Source organism: Labrys sp. Lb11, assembly GCF_057554225.1.
The window spans coordinates 324,940-339,272 of the sequence record NZ_BAAJOT010000007.1; the positions used below are offsets into that span (position 1 = coordinate 324,940).

Genomic DNA, 14,333 nt, shown 5'->3' on the forward strand with positions numbered 1-14,333 from the left:
CGAGCTCGGTCGCGCGGATCGGCGCCAGCGTGTTGCGAGACGTCCCGCGGGACAAGTTGGGGAGATGGCGGCGTCCACGCTCATTGCCTTTCGGCGATAGTGGGCCGGGAGACGACCGGGGCGGCCTCGTACCAGTCCTTCGAGCGGTTCACGATCCAGACGACGGAGAGCATCACCGGGACCTCGATGAGCACGCCGACGACGGTTGCCAGTGCGGCGCCGGACCGGAATCCGAAGAGGCTGATGGCGGCCGCGACCGCGAGTTCGAAGAAGTTGCTGGCCCCGATCAGAGCCGAGGGACCGGCAACACAATGTCGTTCGCCCGACAGTCGGTTCAGAAGATAGGCAAGACCGGAGTTCAAGTAGACCTGGATCAGGATCGGGACAGCCAGCAGGCCGATCACGACCGGCTGAGCGATGATCTGCTCGCCCTGAAAGGCGAAGAGAAGAGCCAGCGTGGCGAGGAGCGCCGCCAGAGAAATCGACTGCAGCTTTGCGAGCACGCCGTCCAGCACCCGTGTCGTTCCGTCGGACGTAAGGCGATGCCTGACGATCTGCGCGATGATGACGGGCACGACGATGTAAAGGGCGACCGAGAGAACAAGCGTGTCCCAGGGCACGGTGATGGCGGAGAGGCCGAGCAGCAGGCCGACGATCGGGGCGAAGGCGACGACCATGATCGCGTCGTTGAGCGCGACCTGTGACAACGTGAACAACGGTTCGCCGCGCGTCAGGTTGCTCCAGACGAACACCATGGCCGTGCATGGGGCGGCCGCGAGGATGATCAGGCCGGCAATGTAGGAGTCGATCTGATCAGCGGGAAGATAGGGACGGAACAGCCAGCCGATGAAGAGCCAGCCCAGCAACGCCATGGAGAACGGCTTGACGGCCCAGTTGATGATCAGGGTCACGCCAATGCCGCGCCAGTAGGTTCCGACCCGCGCCAGTGCGCGAAAATCGATCTTCAGCAGCATCGGAACGATCATCAGCCAGATCAGAATGGCAACGGGAATGTTCACCTTGGCGACCTCGGCCGCGCCGATGACCCGGAAAACCCCGGGCATCATGTGGCCGAGAGCCACGCCGACGATGATGCAGAGGAAGACCCAGATGGTAAGGTAGCGTTCGAATGTGGACATCAGGCCGGCTTTCCTTCGAGGCTTGCCGAGCCCTCCATCGCACCGATCCGCCGCAGCCTGGTCTCGATGGCCATCCGGTCAATCGAGGCGAGCGGGAGGCTGATGAAAGCCGTGATGCGGTTCTTGAGGAAGCGAGCCGCCTGCGCGAAGGCGCGCTGAATCTCGACCTCGGAACCCACGGCGGCGGCCGGGTCTTCGATACCCCAATGGGCGGTCATCGGATGGCCGATCCAGACAGGGCAGGCTTCGCCGGCGGCGCTGTCGCAGACGGTGAAGATGAAATCCATCTCCGGTGCACCAGGCTGTGCGAACACGTCCCAGCTCTTCGAGGCGAACCCCGTCGACGGGTAGCCCGACGCTTCGAGTTCCTTCAGGGTGTGCGGGTTGACTTCGCCCTTTGGCTGGCTGCCGGCCGAGTAGGCTTTGAACCGCCCGCCCCCCTCCTTGTTCAGGATGGATTCGGCGAGAATAGAGCGAGCGGAATTGCCCGTGCACAGGAAGAGCACGTTGTAAGTCTTGTCGGTCATGGTGTTGGTCCGTGGCTAGCTCGGCGGCCGGGCAAGCTTCATGACGGTCGCCGAGAATGGGCAGATGGACGAAAGTCGGCGGGTCTCGCGCACCGCGGCGGGCGCGCTGTCCCGCTGGACTTCGGAAAATCCGAGGCTCGCGAAAAACCGCGCCGCGCTCGTCATCGCGAGAAAGACGTCACTCGCGCTCTCCACGTTTGCCAGGGTCGCCTCGACGACGGCCCGGCCGAGACCGCTTCCGCGGTTCTCGGGAAGCACGACCACGGACCTGAGAAGATAGTCGCTGCCGCAGCGCTCGATGCCGGAGAACCCGACGATCCGATCATCCTCCGACAAGGCCTTGAAGAAGATCCGGCCGTGGTCCTCGATATCACCCGTCGGAAGGTCCGCTCCCTTCAGCGCCGCCTCCAGGTCAAGGTCGCCGCCCGCGACCTGCTCCAGTCTGATGGCGCTCATGGCAGTTTCGCAGCCGGGCTGCAGCAGGGTGTCAGTTCCGCGACGAGCGGGGCGCAAAGCTCGGTTGAGCCGCCGCAGCAATCCTTCAGCAGGAACAGCGTCAGCTCGCGCAGCCCCTCGAGGTCCGCGCGATAAATGATCGACCGACCCTGTCGCTCGCTCGTGACCAGCCCCGCCCGCGAAAGCGTGGCGAGATGCGCGGACATCGTATTCTGCGGCACGTCGATGAGGCGGGCGAGTTCGCCGGCCGGAATCCCATCGGGCTCGTGTCGGACCAGGAGCCGAAAGGTCTCCAGCCGCGTGGTCTGAGCCAAGGCGCCGAGCCCCGCTATCGCTGTATTTATATCCATATATCCAGAATATTAGATATATTGTCTGCAGTCAATGACATCCGTGCAGATGGAGGAATGCGCGCAGCATTCGGTGTTCCGCCGATCGAGCGGCCGATCGACGGGCTTCCTCGCCCATTGTTCGGAGCGAACCGGATGTTCGCAGGCGCTGCCGTGCTCGAGCCAGATCAACGACGGCGCGCTTGAACGGCGCCATGGTCCGGCCAGCGACGGCGGATCGTCCGCCCGTCGAACCGGGAGAGCACCATGCGGGTCGGAGACTCATGTCGAAGCCGATGATCGCGGTCGAGCGAATCGCCATGATCGCCGATGCGGCGGGGACGACGACGCCGTCTTCCGCCTGGCTTGGCTGAACGCGCATTTCGAGACCGGCGTGCGCAGCCCCCTTGACGAGGCCATCCTCGCGCGGCCGGCTCCCCCCGACGGCGATCGCTGGACGAAGCGTGACGAGGTTCCCTTCGACTTCGCCCGCCGGCGGCTCTCCGTGCTGATCTGCGACGGAACCGACTGCCTCCTGGTGGTCAAGGGCGCGCCGGAAGAGCTCCTCGCCCGATCGGAGCGGTTCGAACGGCGGGACGGGTCCGTCTGCGATCTCGACGCCGCGTCCCGCGAGCGGTTTCTCAGGCTGCATGACGGTTTCGCCCGAAGCGGCCAGCGCCTGCTCGGCATCGCCTGGCGGCGGATGCCGGCCGGGACGGGCGCCGTGACGGCCGGGGACGAGGAGGGGCTCGTCTTCGCGCCAGGCCGGCTTGAGCCAGGTCAAGGCCCTTGCCGTGCCGCTCTGGTTGAATGGCGAAAAGGGGACGCCCCATGATCAAGACGATTCAGATTTATCTCGACGGGAGCCCGGACGACGAGACCCGCATCGCCCACGCCGAAACAGTGATGGGGAGCCGCGCCTGCCATCTCGTCGGCCTCTACCCGAATGTCCTGCCGACCTTCTCGCCGCTGCCCGGCGAGCCAGGAGCCGGGGCCATGGTGGTCTACGAGGAACGGTTGCGGCTGCAGGGCGCAGCGACCGCAGCCCGCCTGCGGGCCCGTCTCGACCGCGCCACACCGACATCGGAGCTGCGCAAGATCGAAGGGCCGACGCGACTGATCGCGCGCCGCTTCGCATCCGAAGCGAGGACCGGCGACATGCTGATCGCCCCCTGCCCATATCGAGGCAACGCCGACTGCGACGCGATCGTCGACTCGGTCCTGCTGGAGGGCGGCGGCTGCCTCTATCTCGTGCCGCCGGGCCGCCGTCCTGCCGCCTCGATCGGCACCGCCCTGGTCGCCTGGTCGGACGCGCGCGAAGCCGCCCGAGCCCTGCACGAGGCGTTGCCGCTGTTGCGGGCGGCCAGCCGGATCCAGCTCGTGCTCGTCGCGGACGAAGACGGGCAGGCGGAAACCTCGGCGGCGATGGCCGATCTCGCCGCCAGCCTCGACCGGCACGGGCTGGCCGTGGAAGTCGCGACGGTCGCCCCGGGCCCCTCCATCGCCCAGGCCCTGCTCGAGCAGGCGGGGCGCATCTGCGCCGATGTCCTGGTTGCCGGCGCCTACGGACACGCGCGCTGGCGCGAAAAGCTGGTCGGCGGCGTCACGCGCGAACTCTTGTCGCGCAGCCCCTGCCCCTTGTTGGTCGCCCACTGAAGGGGCCCGTTCGCAATGCCGCGCCGTCATCGGGACACCGTTCCCTGATCCGCGCCGTCGCGACCGGAGCGGCGGACCTTCGCTCCCGTTCGCAGCGAACCGGATGTTCGCAGGCGCGGCCGCGCTTGAGCCAGATCAACGACGGCGCGCTCGAACGGCGCCATGGTCGGGCCAGCAACGGCGGATCGTCCGCCCATCGAACCGGGAGAGCACCATGCGGGTCGGAGACATCATGTCGAAGCCGGTGATCACGGTCGAGCGAACCGCCACGATCGCCGATGCGATCCAGCGCATGCTGGGCGCCCATGTCAGCGGCCTCGCGGTCGTCGACGAAGCGGGCGCCCTGGTCGGCGTCATCAGCGAAGGCGATCTGCTGCGGCGCATCGAGGTCGGCACGCAGCCCAGGCACTCCCGCTGGCTGGAGTGGCTCATCCAGCCCGGCCGCCTCGCCTCCGAATATGTTCGCGCCAACGGGCGGCTGGTGGGCGAGCTGATGACCCCGGATCCGGTCACGGTCGACGACGAGGCCACGCTCGACGAGGCGGTCTCGCAGATGGAACGCCGGCAGGTGAAGCGGCTCCCGGTGCTGAGCCGGGGCAAGCTCGTCGGCATTCTCACCCGGGCCGACATCATCCGCGGCCTCGCCGGCGTCCTCGCCCCGGCTCGCGGGGACCAGGCCGCGAGCGACGCGGAGATCCGCAGCCGCATCCTGGCCGAGCTTGCGGCCCAGAGCTGGGCTCCCACATCCGCCCTCGACGTGGCGGTGGAGAACGGCGTCGTCCGGCTTCGCGGGGCCATCTTCGACGAGCGCGAACGCGATGCGATCCGCGTCGCCGCCGAGAACGTCGCCGGAGTGCGCCGGGTCGAGGACCATCTGGTCTGGGTGGAGCCCAATACCGGCATCGCAATCGCCTCGCCGCTCGACGAGACGCGGAACGCCACCCCCGACAAGGCTGCATAGGAACCGGCCATGCCACTCCGCGATGTTTGTCTCGTCCGCATGGACCCCGCGCTCGACGACTCCCATGAGGCCGCCGCGGCCTATGCGGTCGATCTCGCCGCCCGCCATTCGGCGCATCTGACGATCGCGGTCGGCGTCGCGCGGACGTCCATCGCCTCGCTGTCGCCGATGTTCGATCTCGCCGGCATCGAAGCGCAGGCCAATGCCGGCAGCCGCGAACGGGCCGAGGCTCTCGGCGAACGCCTGCGCGAGCTCGCCGCGGTGGCCGGAGTGTCGGCCAGCGTGGAGGTCCGGCAGGAGCCCCTGTTCCCTCTCTATGAGGCGATTGCCCGCGTGGCGCGCGTGCACGACCTCGCCGTGGTCGATGCCCCGCATCCGGGCTTCGAGCTGCACCGCGAATTCGCGGAGGATCTGATCGAGTCGTCGGGCGTGGCGACGCTGCTTGTGCCCGCCGGCTGGACGGCCGGCGCCGATATCCGCCGGGCCCTGCTCGCCTGGGACGGCGGCCGGGAAGCGGCCCGGGCCATGCATCTGGCCGCCCCGATCCTCGGCGCATGCCGCAGCATCGACGTGGTCGGCGTTTCCGGCGAGTCGCCGCGGGCCAGACGCGCCGCGGCCGAGGCCGTGGGCGGCGCCGACGCCGCGCGCCATCTCGCCCGCCGCTGCGCCGAGGTCTCGGTCTCCGATCGGCCGGCGCATAACGGGCGTGTGTTCGACACGCTGCAGCTGCATGCCGGGCTGACCGGCGCCGACCTCGTCGTCATGGGCTTCTATGGCCACTCGCGCTTGCGCGAAACCATCCTGGGCGGCGCGACGCGGGACGCCTTGTCGTCGGCGACGGTTCCCGTCCTTCTCGCCGCCTGATCCGACGGCCGGAGTGGGCAGGCAAGACGCACGGCGCCGCTTCGACCACTCGCCACCGAGACATCGCCATGCTCCATCGCATCACCCTCCACCTCGCCCGCACGCCCGATCATCCCGACGGCAGCGATCTCATCGGATACGATCTGATCGCGCCTCTCGACCGCAGCGGCCATCTCGATCCGATCGCCTGGCAGCACCTGCGCCCCCTGTGCCAGGTGCGGCGCTTCGTTCCGGGCGAGCCCGAACGCCATGGCCGGCTTATCCACCGCGCCGGCGGTGCCGGCGGCGCGACCTGGCTGTTCGATTTCGATCCGGACACCACCAGCGACGACGAGGGCGGCCACCGGCTGGAGACCCATGCCTTCCGCGCCGGCGACTATGTCTCGATCGGCAATTCCAGGCGTTGCCTCAGGACGTTCCGGATCGTCGACGTGCACCCGATCCGCGAGCGTCTCGGGCGGCCGCCCCAGGTCGCCGGCGAAACGCCGGGCCGGCAGCGGGTCCGCGTGCCGAGGTGACGAGGCGGGCCGGTTGCAGGCCGCGCCCGCGGGATCGAGAGTCGGCCTGCGGTCCGGCCGGCGCAGGGGGCGATGTCCACTGAAGGAGCAAACCCGTGTACGCGATGGTCCTGAAGCAGCTGCGTCGCCCGCTCGAGCGCGTCGAGCGCCCGGACCCGATCCCGAGGGCCGGCGAGATCCGCGTGCGGGTGGAAGCCTGCGGGGTCTGCCGGACCGATCTGCACATTGTCGACGGCGACCTGCGCAGTCCCCGCCTGCCGCTGGTGCCGGGCCATGAGATCATCGGCCGGATCGACGCCATCGGCCCCTCCGTCCACGGCTTCGGGCTGGAGCAGAGGGTCGGCATTCCCTGGCTCGGCCACACCTGCGGACACTGCGCCTATTGCGCCGGAGGTCGTGAGAACCTGTGCGATGCGCCGCTGTTCACCGGCTACACCCGCGACGGCGGCTTCGCCTCTCACGCCGTCGCCGATGCAGACTTCGCCTTCCCGCTCGACGAGCATGCCGACCCGGTCGCCCTTGCGCCGCTGCTCTGCGCCGGCCTGATCGGCTGGCGCAGCCTCAAGCTTTCGGGACCGGCCGAGGCCATCGGCCTCTACGGCTTTGGCGCCGCGGCGCACATCCTCGCCCAGATCTGCGCCTACAACGGCTGCCGCGTCCATGCGTTCACCAGGCCGGGGGATGTCGCAGCCCAGGCCTTCGCGCGCTCGCTCGGCGCCACATGGGCGGGTGGCTCCGACCAGCCGGCCACGGAACCGCTCGATGCCGCGATCATCTTCGCACCCGTCGGCGATCTCGTGCCGGCCGCCCTGCGCGCGGTCCGCAAGGGCGGAAGGGTGGTGTGCGGCGGGATCCACATGACGGATATCCCGGCATTTCCGTATCGGCTGCTGTGGGAGGAGCGCCGGTTGCTGTCGGTCGCCAACCTGACCCGGGCCGATGCCGTCGAATTCCTCGCCGCGATCGCCGCCATTCCGGTCCGGACCGAAACGACCCGCTACGGGCTGGAGCAGGCCAATACCGCCCTCTCCGACCTCAGGCAGGGGCGGCTGCAAGGAGCGGCCGTGCTGGTGCCCTGACCCGCGATCGCGATGCCGGCCCGCCCCGCCAGGGTGTCCGGGCCGTGTCGTGCGAACCTGATCCCACAGGTGCTGGGATCAGGCCCGACCATGCCGCTCCGGGAGAGGCGGCGTCCTCTCAGCCGTCATGGCCGGCCCCGGGGCAGCCCGGCGCGGCGCCGGCTTGAGGGACATCAAGGCGCGGCGGCTTCCGCCCTGGCACCATGCGGGATCAGGGCGGCGTTCGGAGGAGGCGTGCGATGATCCGCGACATTCTGGTCCATCTCGACGGCACGGGCTCCGACGAAGTTCGGCTCGCCCATGCCGAACATCTCGCCGTCCTGTTCCGTGCCCATCTCACCGGCCTCTACACGAACCCCGTCGCAATGCCGTTCGTGCCGGCCGACGGCGGCTTTGCCGCCGCCGATGCGATCGAGGCGATCGAGGCCGAGGCGCGGAGCAAGGGCGACAAGGACGAGGTGCGGCTCAGGCGCCGGCTGGGCGACCTGCCGGTGCCGGCCGAGCTGCGCCGCCACGACGTCCACGGCGACGTCATCCGGGAGATCGTGGCGCAGCACGCCCGCACCTGCGACATGTTCGTGGCGCTGCGTCCCTACGGAGCGGATCTGCCGGACTGGCCGGACGCCCTGGAGGGAGCCCTCTTCGGCTCGGGCCGCGGCGTCTACGTCGCGCCCCCCCGCACCGGGCCGTCCGAGCTGAAACGCATCCTGATCGCCTGGAGCGATACGCGCGAGGCCGCCCGTGCCGTGGCCGAGGCCATGCCGCTCCTGCGGCGGGCGGATCAGGTTGTGCTCGTGACCGTCGGCCGCGACGGCCCGGCCGAGGAGAACCGGCAGGAACCGAGCGCCGACATTGCCCGCCACCTCGACCGCCATGGCGTCAAGCCGGAGCTGCGGCACCTTCCGCGCTGGGACAGCGTCTGCGACGCCATCCTCGACGAGGCCGGGAAGCTCGAGGCGGACCTCCTCGTCCTCGGCGCCTACGGGCATTCGCGGCTGCGGGAATGGGTGTTCGGCGGCGCCACCCGCGACATGCTCGCGCGATCTCCCATCCCGATGCTCATGGCCCACTGAGCCTGCGCCGGGTCCCAACCTGCCCGGCCGCCGGGGACCGCGCCGCGCCGGGCGCTCCATGACGGGCGCCCGAAGCCGGGGCCGGGCGGCCTTGCCCCCTAAAGAAGGAAGGCCCCGGCGACGAGCGTGGAGACATGCGCAAACTCGATGGAGAAATCCGCCTTGCCGTCGCCGTTGATGTCGCCGGAGACGATGACGCCGGTGCCGGCGGCCTCATAGCGCAGCTCGCCCGCATGGCTGGTGAACGCGCCGGTGCCGATGAAGTGGAAGGCCTGGTTGCCGGCGACCGTTGTGTCGGCGTCGATGCCGCGGATGTCGATCCTGTCGCCCTGTGCAGAGCTGAAGTCCTCGATCACGTCGCGCCTGGCGGAGGCCGGGCTCTCGATCGTCGACTTGAAGATGAAGGTGTCGGCGCCCGTGCCGCCCCACAGACGGTCGAGGCCGGTGCCGCCGGTGAGCAGGTCATTGCCGGCGCCGCCCTTGATCGTGTCGTTGCCGCTGCCGCCGAGGATCGTGTCGGCATAGGCGCTGCCGGTGATCGTGTCGTCGCCGGCGCCGCCGTCGATGACGCCGTTGATCCGGCCGGCGCCGGTGTCGAGCCGGTCGTTGCCGCCGCCGAGGTCGACGGCGCCGTTCATCGTGCCCTTGTTGACGATGATGTCCACGGCGACGCTGTCGCCGAAATATTGGCCGTAGGAGAATTTTCCGCCGGTGATCGTGCCGGCGTTGGTCAGCGATACCGTCTCCGTGCTGTTGGTAAATCGAGCAACGCCGTACTCCCCACCCTCGATCGTTCCATCGTTGTCGGCAGTAGAGGTCGTCGCACTGCTATTCACAGAGAATATAATCCCGTATCGTCCCCCGATATATCCGTGATTTGTTATTGTCGTTTGGTAGAATTGCGTTGTGATTCCGGCTCCGGAAAATCCGCGCACGACACCGGAACTGGAAACAACGACGCTGTCGTCATGCCCGGCCGGGCCGCCGCCGCGATTGAACGAGATGCCCTGATTGTTATCCGCGATCGTGCCATCGACGAGAATCTGCTGGTTGGCTCCGTAGGCACTGACGTTGCCGATGACGATGGGCTTGGAGACGTACAGGCTGTCCTGCAAGCCGAGATCCGTGATCCCGTTGGTATTGGCGATCGGAATTTGCCAGGTCATGGTCTTGCTCCGGTTGACGTTACGGGAGGTTAGCCAGACGCGCGATGGCGCGGCAAGGTGCCGTTCCTTGCTGCAATGCCTCCGCCGGCAGGCCGGTCGCCGGAGCCATGCGGTCGCACAGGGGGCTCTTGCGTATCAGCTCAAGGTATTCGGCCCGATCGACGCTATCGAGCCACGCCTAGGGCCGGCCCGTCCTTGAAGCCGTCGACACCGCTATCGAGGGGCACGGCCGCGCTTCCTCTGCCCGGCGGCAGCAGCACACCGGATCGGACGCGGCCACGAGAAAAGCGCAGATGGACTGGGTGGCCGGACATGGACATGGCCCGTCTCTATGGGCGCTGCGAAAACCATCTGACGATCTCCTGAGATCGAGGACGTCGGTCGACCGCCGGAGCAGGGTCGCATCGCAACGACGCCAAGTCCCGGGAAGCGGACGAAGTCGCGCCGAGATTTGCCTGAAAGCCGACGGAGCACGGATAGGCCTCCCCCGTGTTCCGACACCCTCGACGACGGCGCGCCGCCGAGCGAACGGCATGGTCGTCGTCCTGCTTCGGATGCGAATATCACCTCAGGTTGGGCCGGCTCGTCTTGGGCTGAAGGGAAGTGTTTCCGGCCCGGAGCGAAATCCACGGCGTCCCGGCTTGTTCTTGTGTTACCCTGGGGCCGTCAGATCCGGGAATTCGACCTGCCGGGGTCGCAGATGACGCAATCGACGAAACCGACGCCGCTTCGTGTCTCGACCGCCGCCTTGCCGGTGCGGGAGCGCCTGGCTTTCTTCCGCGAAGAGTTCTCGCGCCAGGCGCTGCGTGTCGATGTCGAGACGATAGGCGATCAGCCCTTCCACGCCGAGTTGAGCACCTTCGCCATGGAGGATGTCCGGTTGCTTCATTACCGGAGTTCGCCTCTCCGCTTCGAGCGAACGAGATCGCTCCTTTCTCCGGACGAGGATTCGATCGGCCTGGTCATTGTGCTGGAGGGGACAGCCACGCTGTCGCAGCATCGGCGGGAGGTCGAGATCGGCACCGGCGACGCCGTCGTGATCTCGCATCACGACCCGGCGCGGCTGATCCGTTCGACCGGACAACACTGCGGCATGATCGCCTCGTCCGCCCGGCTCGCCCCCATGGTCGGGGATATCGAGGCGGCGTATGGGCGTCGAATTCCCCGGGACGATCAGGCGTTGCGGCTTCTCACCCGGTATCTGGGCGGCCTGCGCGATGGGATGGCGGAAGCCTCGCCGGAGCTTCAGCACGCCGTCGCCACCCATCTCCTCGACCTGGCCGCCGTCGCCATCGGCGCCAACCGCGACGGCGGCGAATTCGCGACCGCCCGCGGCATGCGGGCAGCGCGGCTGCGGGCTGTCAGGAGCGATATTCTCGTCAACCTGGCGAACCCGCGTTTGTCCGTAGCCTCGGTCGCCGCCAGGCAGGGCATCACGCCGCGCTACCTGCACATGCTTTTCGAGCCCACGGGGACCAGCTTCTCGCAGTTCGTGCTTCACGAGCGCCTTGCATCCGCCCGGCGCATGCTTGCCGATCCTCGCCGGGATCGCATGACCATCACGGCGGTCGCATGGGCCGCCGGATTCTCCGACCTGTCCTATTTCAATCGGGCCTTTCGTGCGCGCTACGGCATGACGCCCCGCGAGATCAGACGGAATAGAGCCGGTCGGACGTAGCGCAAGAACGAACGGCCCGCTGCCGTCGTCACCGTCGGCGTCGCCGCGATCGCCGACCTGCCCCGGTGCCCCCGTCCGCCCCAGCCTCCGCCGATCCCGGGCGAGGCGGATGTGGCGCGCGGCGACATCGCCGCCCGGGTCGACGGCCATCCCCTCGCCAGGCTCGGCGAACGCCCGCCGTGGACGTGGAAAGCCCTGCCGGCCCGAGCCATCGCGGCCTGGACTCTCCCCGCGGCGCCGCGCCGGACGGGGTCCGAAATTTCAGGCGGCGATCCGGACTTCCGATACGGTTTCCCGCGATCGGTTTGCCATGGCCCTGTTTGGGAATATCGTCGGTCTGCGAACTCCGGCCGGAGCCCACTCATGACCAATTCCTCTTCAGGACTGCGCACCCGTCTGACGGACTTGCTCGGCTGCGACTATCCGATCGTCCAATCCGGAATGGGTGGGCCCGGCCGCTCCGAACTCTGTGCCGCGGTCAGCGCCGCGGGTGCGTTCGGCTGCATCGGCATGGTCATGGAGAGACCCGAATTGATCCGGAGCGAAATCGAAGCGGTCAGAGCCAGAACCGATCGTCCTTTCGGGGTCAACCTTATTCCATCCATCACCGATCCCGCTCTCCTTGAGGAACAGCTGGATGTCTGCTTCTCCACCCAGGTAAAAGTCATGGTCTTCTTCTGGGATGTGCGGCAGGACATGATTGACCGCGCGCACAAGGCGGGGAGCATCGTCCTGTACCAAGTCGGAAACATCGCCGATGCGATAGCGGCCGAGCGTGCCGGCGCCGACGCGATCATCTGCCAGGGGTTCGAGGCCGGCGGACATGTCCGAGGCAAGGTGACGTCCATGGTTCTCCTTCCGCAGGTGGTCTCTGCCGTGAGCGTGCCGGTCATCGGTTCCGGCGGTTTCGGCTCCGGAGCGAGCCTGGTTGCGGCGCTTGCCTTGGGCGCGGAAGGCATCCATTGCGGAACGGCGTTTCTGGCGACGAACGAGTGCTATGCGCACGACTACCACAAGCAGCGAATTGTCGACGCCAGGTCCGAGGACGCCATCTATTCCGACGTTTTCGCCATAGGCTGGCCGCCGCGGTCGCCCGTGAGGACGCTGGAGAACAGCATCACCAGGCTTTATTCCGATAACTTGCTCGGGCATGGACCGGACGAGTTTCCACTTGAGGTGATCGCCGAGGATCAGGGCGAACCTGTCTACCGCTTCAGCACCTGCTCACCCCTGCGGACCATGACAGGCGACATGGAGGCGCTGGCACTCTATGCCGGCCAGATCAGCGGCGAGATCAAGGATATCCGCCCGGCCGCTGATGTCGTGCTCGACATGGTCGGTGACGCCAGACGCGTGTTCGACAGGCTGCGTTCGTTTTCCTAGAACCTGCTTGGCATTTTTCATTAGAGCACAGCGGTTTTGGTGGAAACGCGCTTTGCTCCAGCTCCTTGTTTCGACGCGTCTTTGCGACTTGACGCGAGTCCGTCAAATCGCAAAACGCTCCAGGTATTCGTCCCGGTGCAATGCCGCCGCGCCCGCCCCCTTGAGCAACACAGCGCCGCTCGTTGCCAGGCCGAACACCCAGCGCTTGCAAGTATAGCCAACTGAAACACTTCATATTGGCGGGAGAAGCGGCATTTTGACATGGCCGACCAGGGCGTCCCGACGCACACCCTACGGACGATCGGCCAATCCAGGAAAGTATGGCGGCAGTTGCCGGACAAGACTCCGTCGACGCACTGTCGAAATAGGCCAGCCGCTACGCGGCTGGCCAGGTCTTCAACGTCTTTCCGCCTCGGTCTCCCGAGCCGAGGCAGGCCACGCGACCTACAAGATGAACTGCGTGTCCGACAGGATATGGTGACCGGTCAGCTCGATCTGGAAGTTTCCATTGGGACCGGATCCCGTATTGCCGACGATGTATGTGTTGCTACCATAATAATAATACTTGACGTGCCCCTGGCCGACATGCCGGTCCGCCGACCCGAGCCCGTCGAAGATGAAGTCCTGGTTGTTGGGGATGCTCCCATTGGCGTCGATCGCGCTGAGGTCGATCTTGTCGGAGCTCGCGAAGTCGGTGATGACGTCGCGGCCGGACCCGGCAATGCTCTCGTTCACCGCGTTGAAGACGAAGGTGTCGGGGCCGAAGCCGCCGGTCATGACGTCCTTGCCCCGGCCGCCGATCAGGGTGTCCGCCCCGTCGCCACCGTTCAGCTTGTCGTTGCCATCATAGCCGTGCAGGATGTCCGCGCCGATGCCGCCGGTGATGGTGTCGTGCCCCGAATAGGCGATAGCCGGCAGGTTCGGCGTCGCGTCGGTGTTGAGGTTCCCGAAGGCGCCGGAACCGGACGACGGGTTGTGGATCAGCAGGTCGAGGACGAGACCGACGATGTTGAGGAGCGGGACGTTCGCACGCGAGCCGAGATCGACGTCGATGCCGGCGCTGTTGCTGTAGGATTGGACCTGCTGGTTGCCGGAGTCGACGTTGACGGTCTTGTAGGTTCCCGAAGCGCTGACCGAGCCGGTCAGGAGGCTGCGGTCGATCGTGACGGTCCAGTCTCCGAGGTAAGAGTAATGCTGGCCGTTATAGTCGAAGACAAGTTTCTGGTAAACGATCGTTTGCTGACCGATCAGTACAAAACCGGTATCCGACTTCGTGTTCTCGAAGTGGACGTTGGTCGCGTCGTTCAGGTTGGGAACCCAGAACGTATCGTTATCGAATGAGGTAGCGACGTTCGTCTTTGCTAGAGCCATCTTAACCTCCAAATTCTCGTATCAGTGCACACGCTTTCGGCACCAATCAAAATATATCACTGCATTATAATACCATCAATATCCCTATAGTAGTACCGTTAGTCAATTATACAACCGCAAGATACTGGCATTT

15 protein-coding genes are annotated in these 14,333 nt (G+C 67.0%); 9 read left to right on the forward strand and 6 right to left on the reverse strand.

Annotated features, from left to right (window positions below; genetic code table 11):
- Window positions 1–80: 80 nt before the first annotated feature.
- Genes arsB through AC27L4_RS26495 form a run of 4 tightly spaced genes read right to left on the reverse strand, consistent with a single transcriptional unit; the run spans window position 81 to window position 2,472 of the window.
- Window positions 81–1,139, reverse strand: a complete 1,059-nt coding sequence (arsB, locus tag AC27L4_RS26480) for an ACR3 family arsenite efflux transporter (RefSeq protein ID WP_487145561.1) — start codon at window positions 1,137–1,139, stop codon at window positions 81–83.
- Window positions 1,139–1,666: an arsenate reductase ArsC gene (locus AC27L4_RS26485; RefSeq protein WP_487145562.1), complete on the reverse strand. Its 528-nt coding sequence runs from the start codon at window positions 1,664–1,666 to the stop codon at window positions 1,139–1,141. The genes arsB and AC27L4_RS26485 overlap by 1 nt, the downstream gene beginning before the upstream one ends.
- Window positions 1,667–1,681: 15 nt before the next feature.
- Window positions 1,682–2,122 carry an arsenic resistance N-acetyltransferase ArsN2 gene (gene arsN2 / locus AC27L4_RS26490; protein WP_487145563.1) on the reverse strand — a complete coding sequence of 147 codons (441 nt, stop codon included), beginning with the start codon at window positions 2,120–2,122 and terminating at the stop codon, window positions 1,682–1,684.
- The gene (locus AC27L4_RS26495; RefSeq protein WP_487145564.1) at window positions 2,119–2,472 is read right to left on the reverse strand and encodes an ArsR/SmtB family transcription factor; all 354 of its coding nucleotides are present in this window, start codon (window positions 2,470–2,472) and stop codon (window positions 2,119–2,121) included. The genes arsN2 and AC27L4_RS26495 overlap by 4 nt, the downstream gene beginning before the upstream one ends.
- A 49-nt stretch (window positions 2,473–2,521) precedes the next feature.
- Here AC27L4_RS26495 and AC27L4_RS26500 point away from each other — a divergent pair, with 49 nt between their 5' ends.
- The 7 genes from AC27L4_RS26500 (at window position 2,522) to AC27L4_RS26530 (ending at window position 8,602) form a co-directional block, all read left to right on the forward strand.
- Window positions 2,522–3,286, forward strand: a complete 765-nt coding sequence (locus AC27L4_RS26500; protein WP_487145676.1) for a hypothetical protein — start codon at window positions 2,522–2,524, stop codon at window positions 3,284–3,286.
- On the forward strand, window positions 3,283–4,107 hold the full coding sequence (locus AC27L4_RS26505) for a universal stress protein (RefSeq protein WP_487145565.1): 825 nt from the start codon (window positions 3,283–3,285) through the stop codon (window positions 4,105–4,107). Before AC27L4_RS26500 ends, AC27L4_RS26505 begins: the two co-directional genes overlap by 4 nt.
- 214 nt (window positions 4,108–4,321) lie before the next feature.
- The gene (locus AC27L4_RS26510; RefSeq protein WP_487145566.1) at window positions 4,322–5,068 is read left to right on the forward strand and encodes a CBS domain-containing protein; all 747 of its coding nucleotides are present in this window, start codon (window positions 4,322–4,324) and stop codon (window positions 5,066–5,068) included.
- Window positions 5,069–5,077: 9 nt separating this feature from the next.
- Entirely contained in the window at window positions 5,078–5,932 is an 855-nt protein-coding gene (locus tag AC27L4_RS26515) for a universal stress protein (RefSeq protein ID WP_487145567.1), read from the forward strand.
- A 68-nt stretch (window positions 5,933–6,000) separates the two neighbouring features.
- On the forward strand, window positions 6,001–6,450 hold the full coding sequence (locus AC27L4_RS26520; RefSeq protein WP_487145569.1) for a hypothetical protein: 450 nt from the start codon (window positions 6,001–6,003) through the stop codon (window positions 6,448–6,450).
- Between the two features lie 95 nt (window positions 6,451–6,545).
- Window positions 6,546–7,529 carry a zinc-dependent alcohol dehydrogenase family protein gene (locus AC27L4_RS26525; protein ID WP_487145570.1) on the forward strand — a complete coding sequence of 328 codons (984 nt, stop codon included), beginning with the start codon at window positions 6,546–6,548 and terminating at the stop codon, window positions 7,527–7,529.
- A 239-nt stretch (window positions 7,530–7,768) separates the two neighbouring features.
- Complete coding sequence (locus AC27L4_RS26530) at window positions 7,769–8,602, forward strand: universal stress protein (RefSeq protein WP_487145571.1); 834 nt, start codon at window positions 7,769–7,771, stop codon at window positions 8,600–8,602.
- 98 nt (window positions 8,603–8,700) lie between these two features.
- Here the strand turns inward: AC27L4_RS26530 and AC27L4_RS26535 are convergent, their stop codons facing one another.
- Window positions 8,701–9,768, reverse strand: coding sequence for a calcium-binding protein (locus AC27L4_RS26535; RefSeq protein ID WP_487145572.1), 1,068 nt, complete (start codon window positions 9,766–9,768; stop codon window positions 8,701–8,703).
- Between the two features lie 700 nt (window positions 9,769–10,468).
- On the opposite strand from AC27L4_RS26535, the gene AC27L4_RS26540 reads away from it, so the two are divergent.
- Window positions 10,469–11,446 (forward strand): helix-turn-helix domain-containing protein, encoded by a 978-nt coding sequence (locus AC27L4_RS26540; protein WP_487145573.1) that lies wholly within the window; start codon window positions 10,469–10,471, stop codon window positions 11,444–11,446.
- 363 nt (window positions 11,447–11,809) lie between these two features.
- A complete protein-coding gene (locus AC27L4_RS26545; protein WP_487145574.1) occupies window positions 11,810–12,829 on the forward strand; it encodes an NAD(P)H-dependent flavin oxidoreductase in 1,020 nt (339 codons plus the stop codon).
- 444 nt (window positions 12,830–13,273) lie between these two features.
- Here the strand turns inward: AC27L4_RS26545 and AC27L4_RS26550 are convergent, their stop codons facing one another.
- Window positions 13,274–14,200 (reverse strand): calcium-binding protein, encoded by a 927-nt coding sequence (locus AC27L4_RS26550; protein WP_487145575.1) that lies wholly within the window; start codon window positions 14,198–14,200, stop codon window positions 13,274–13,276.
- Window positions 14,201–14,333: the final 133 nt, after the last annotated feature.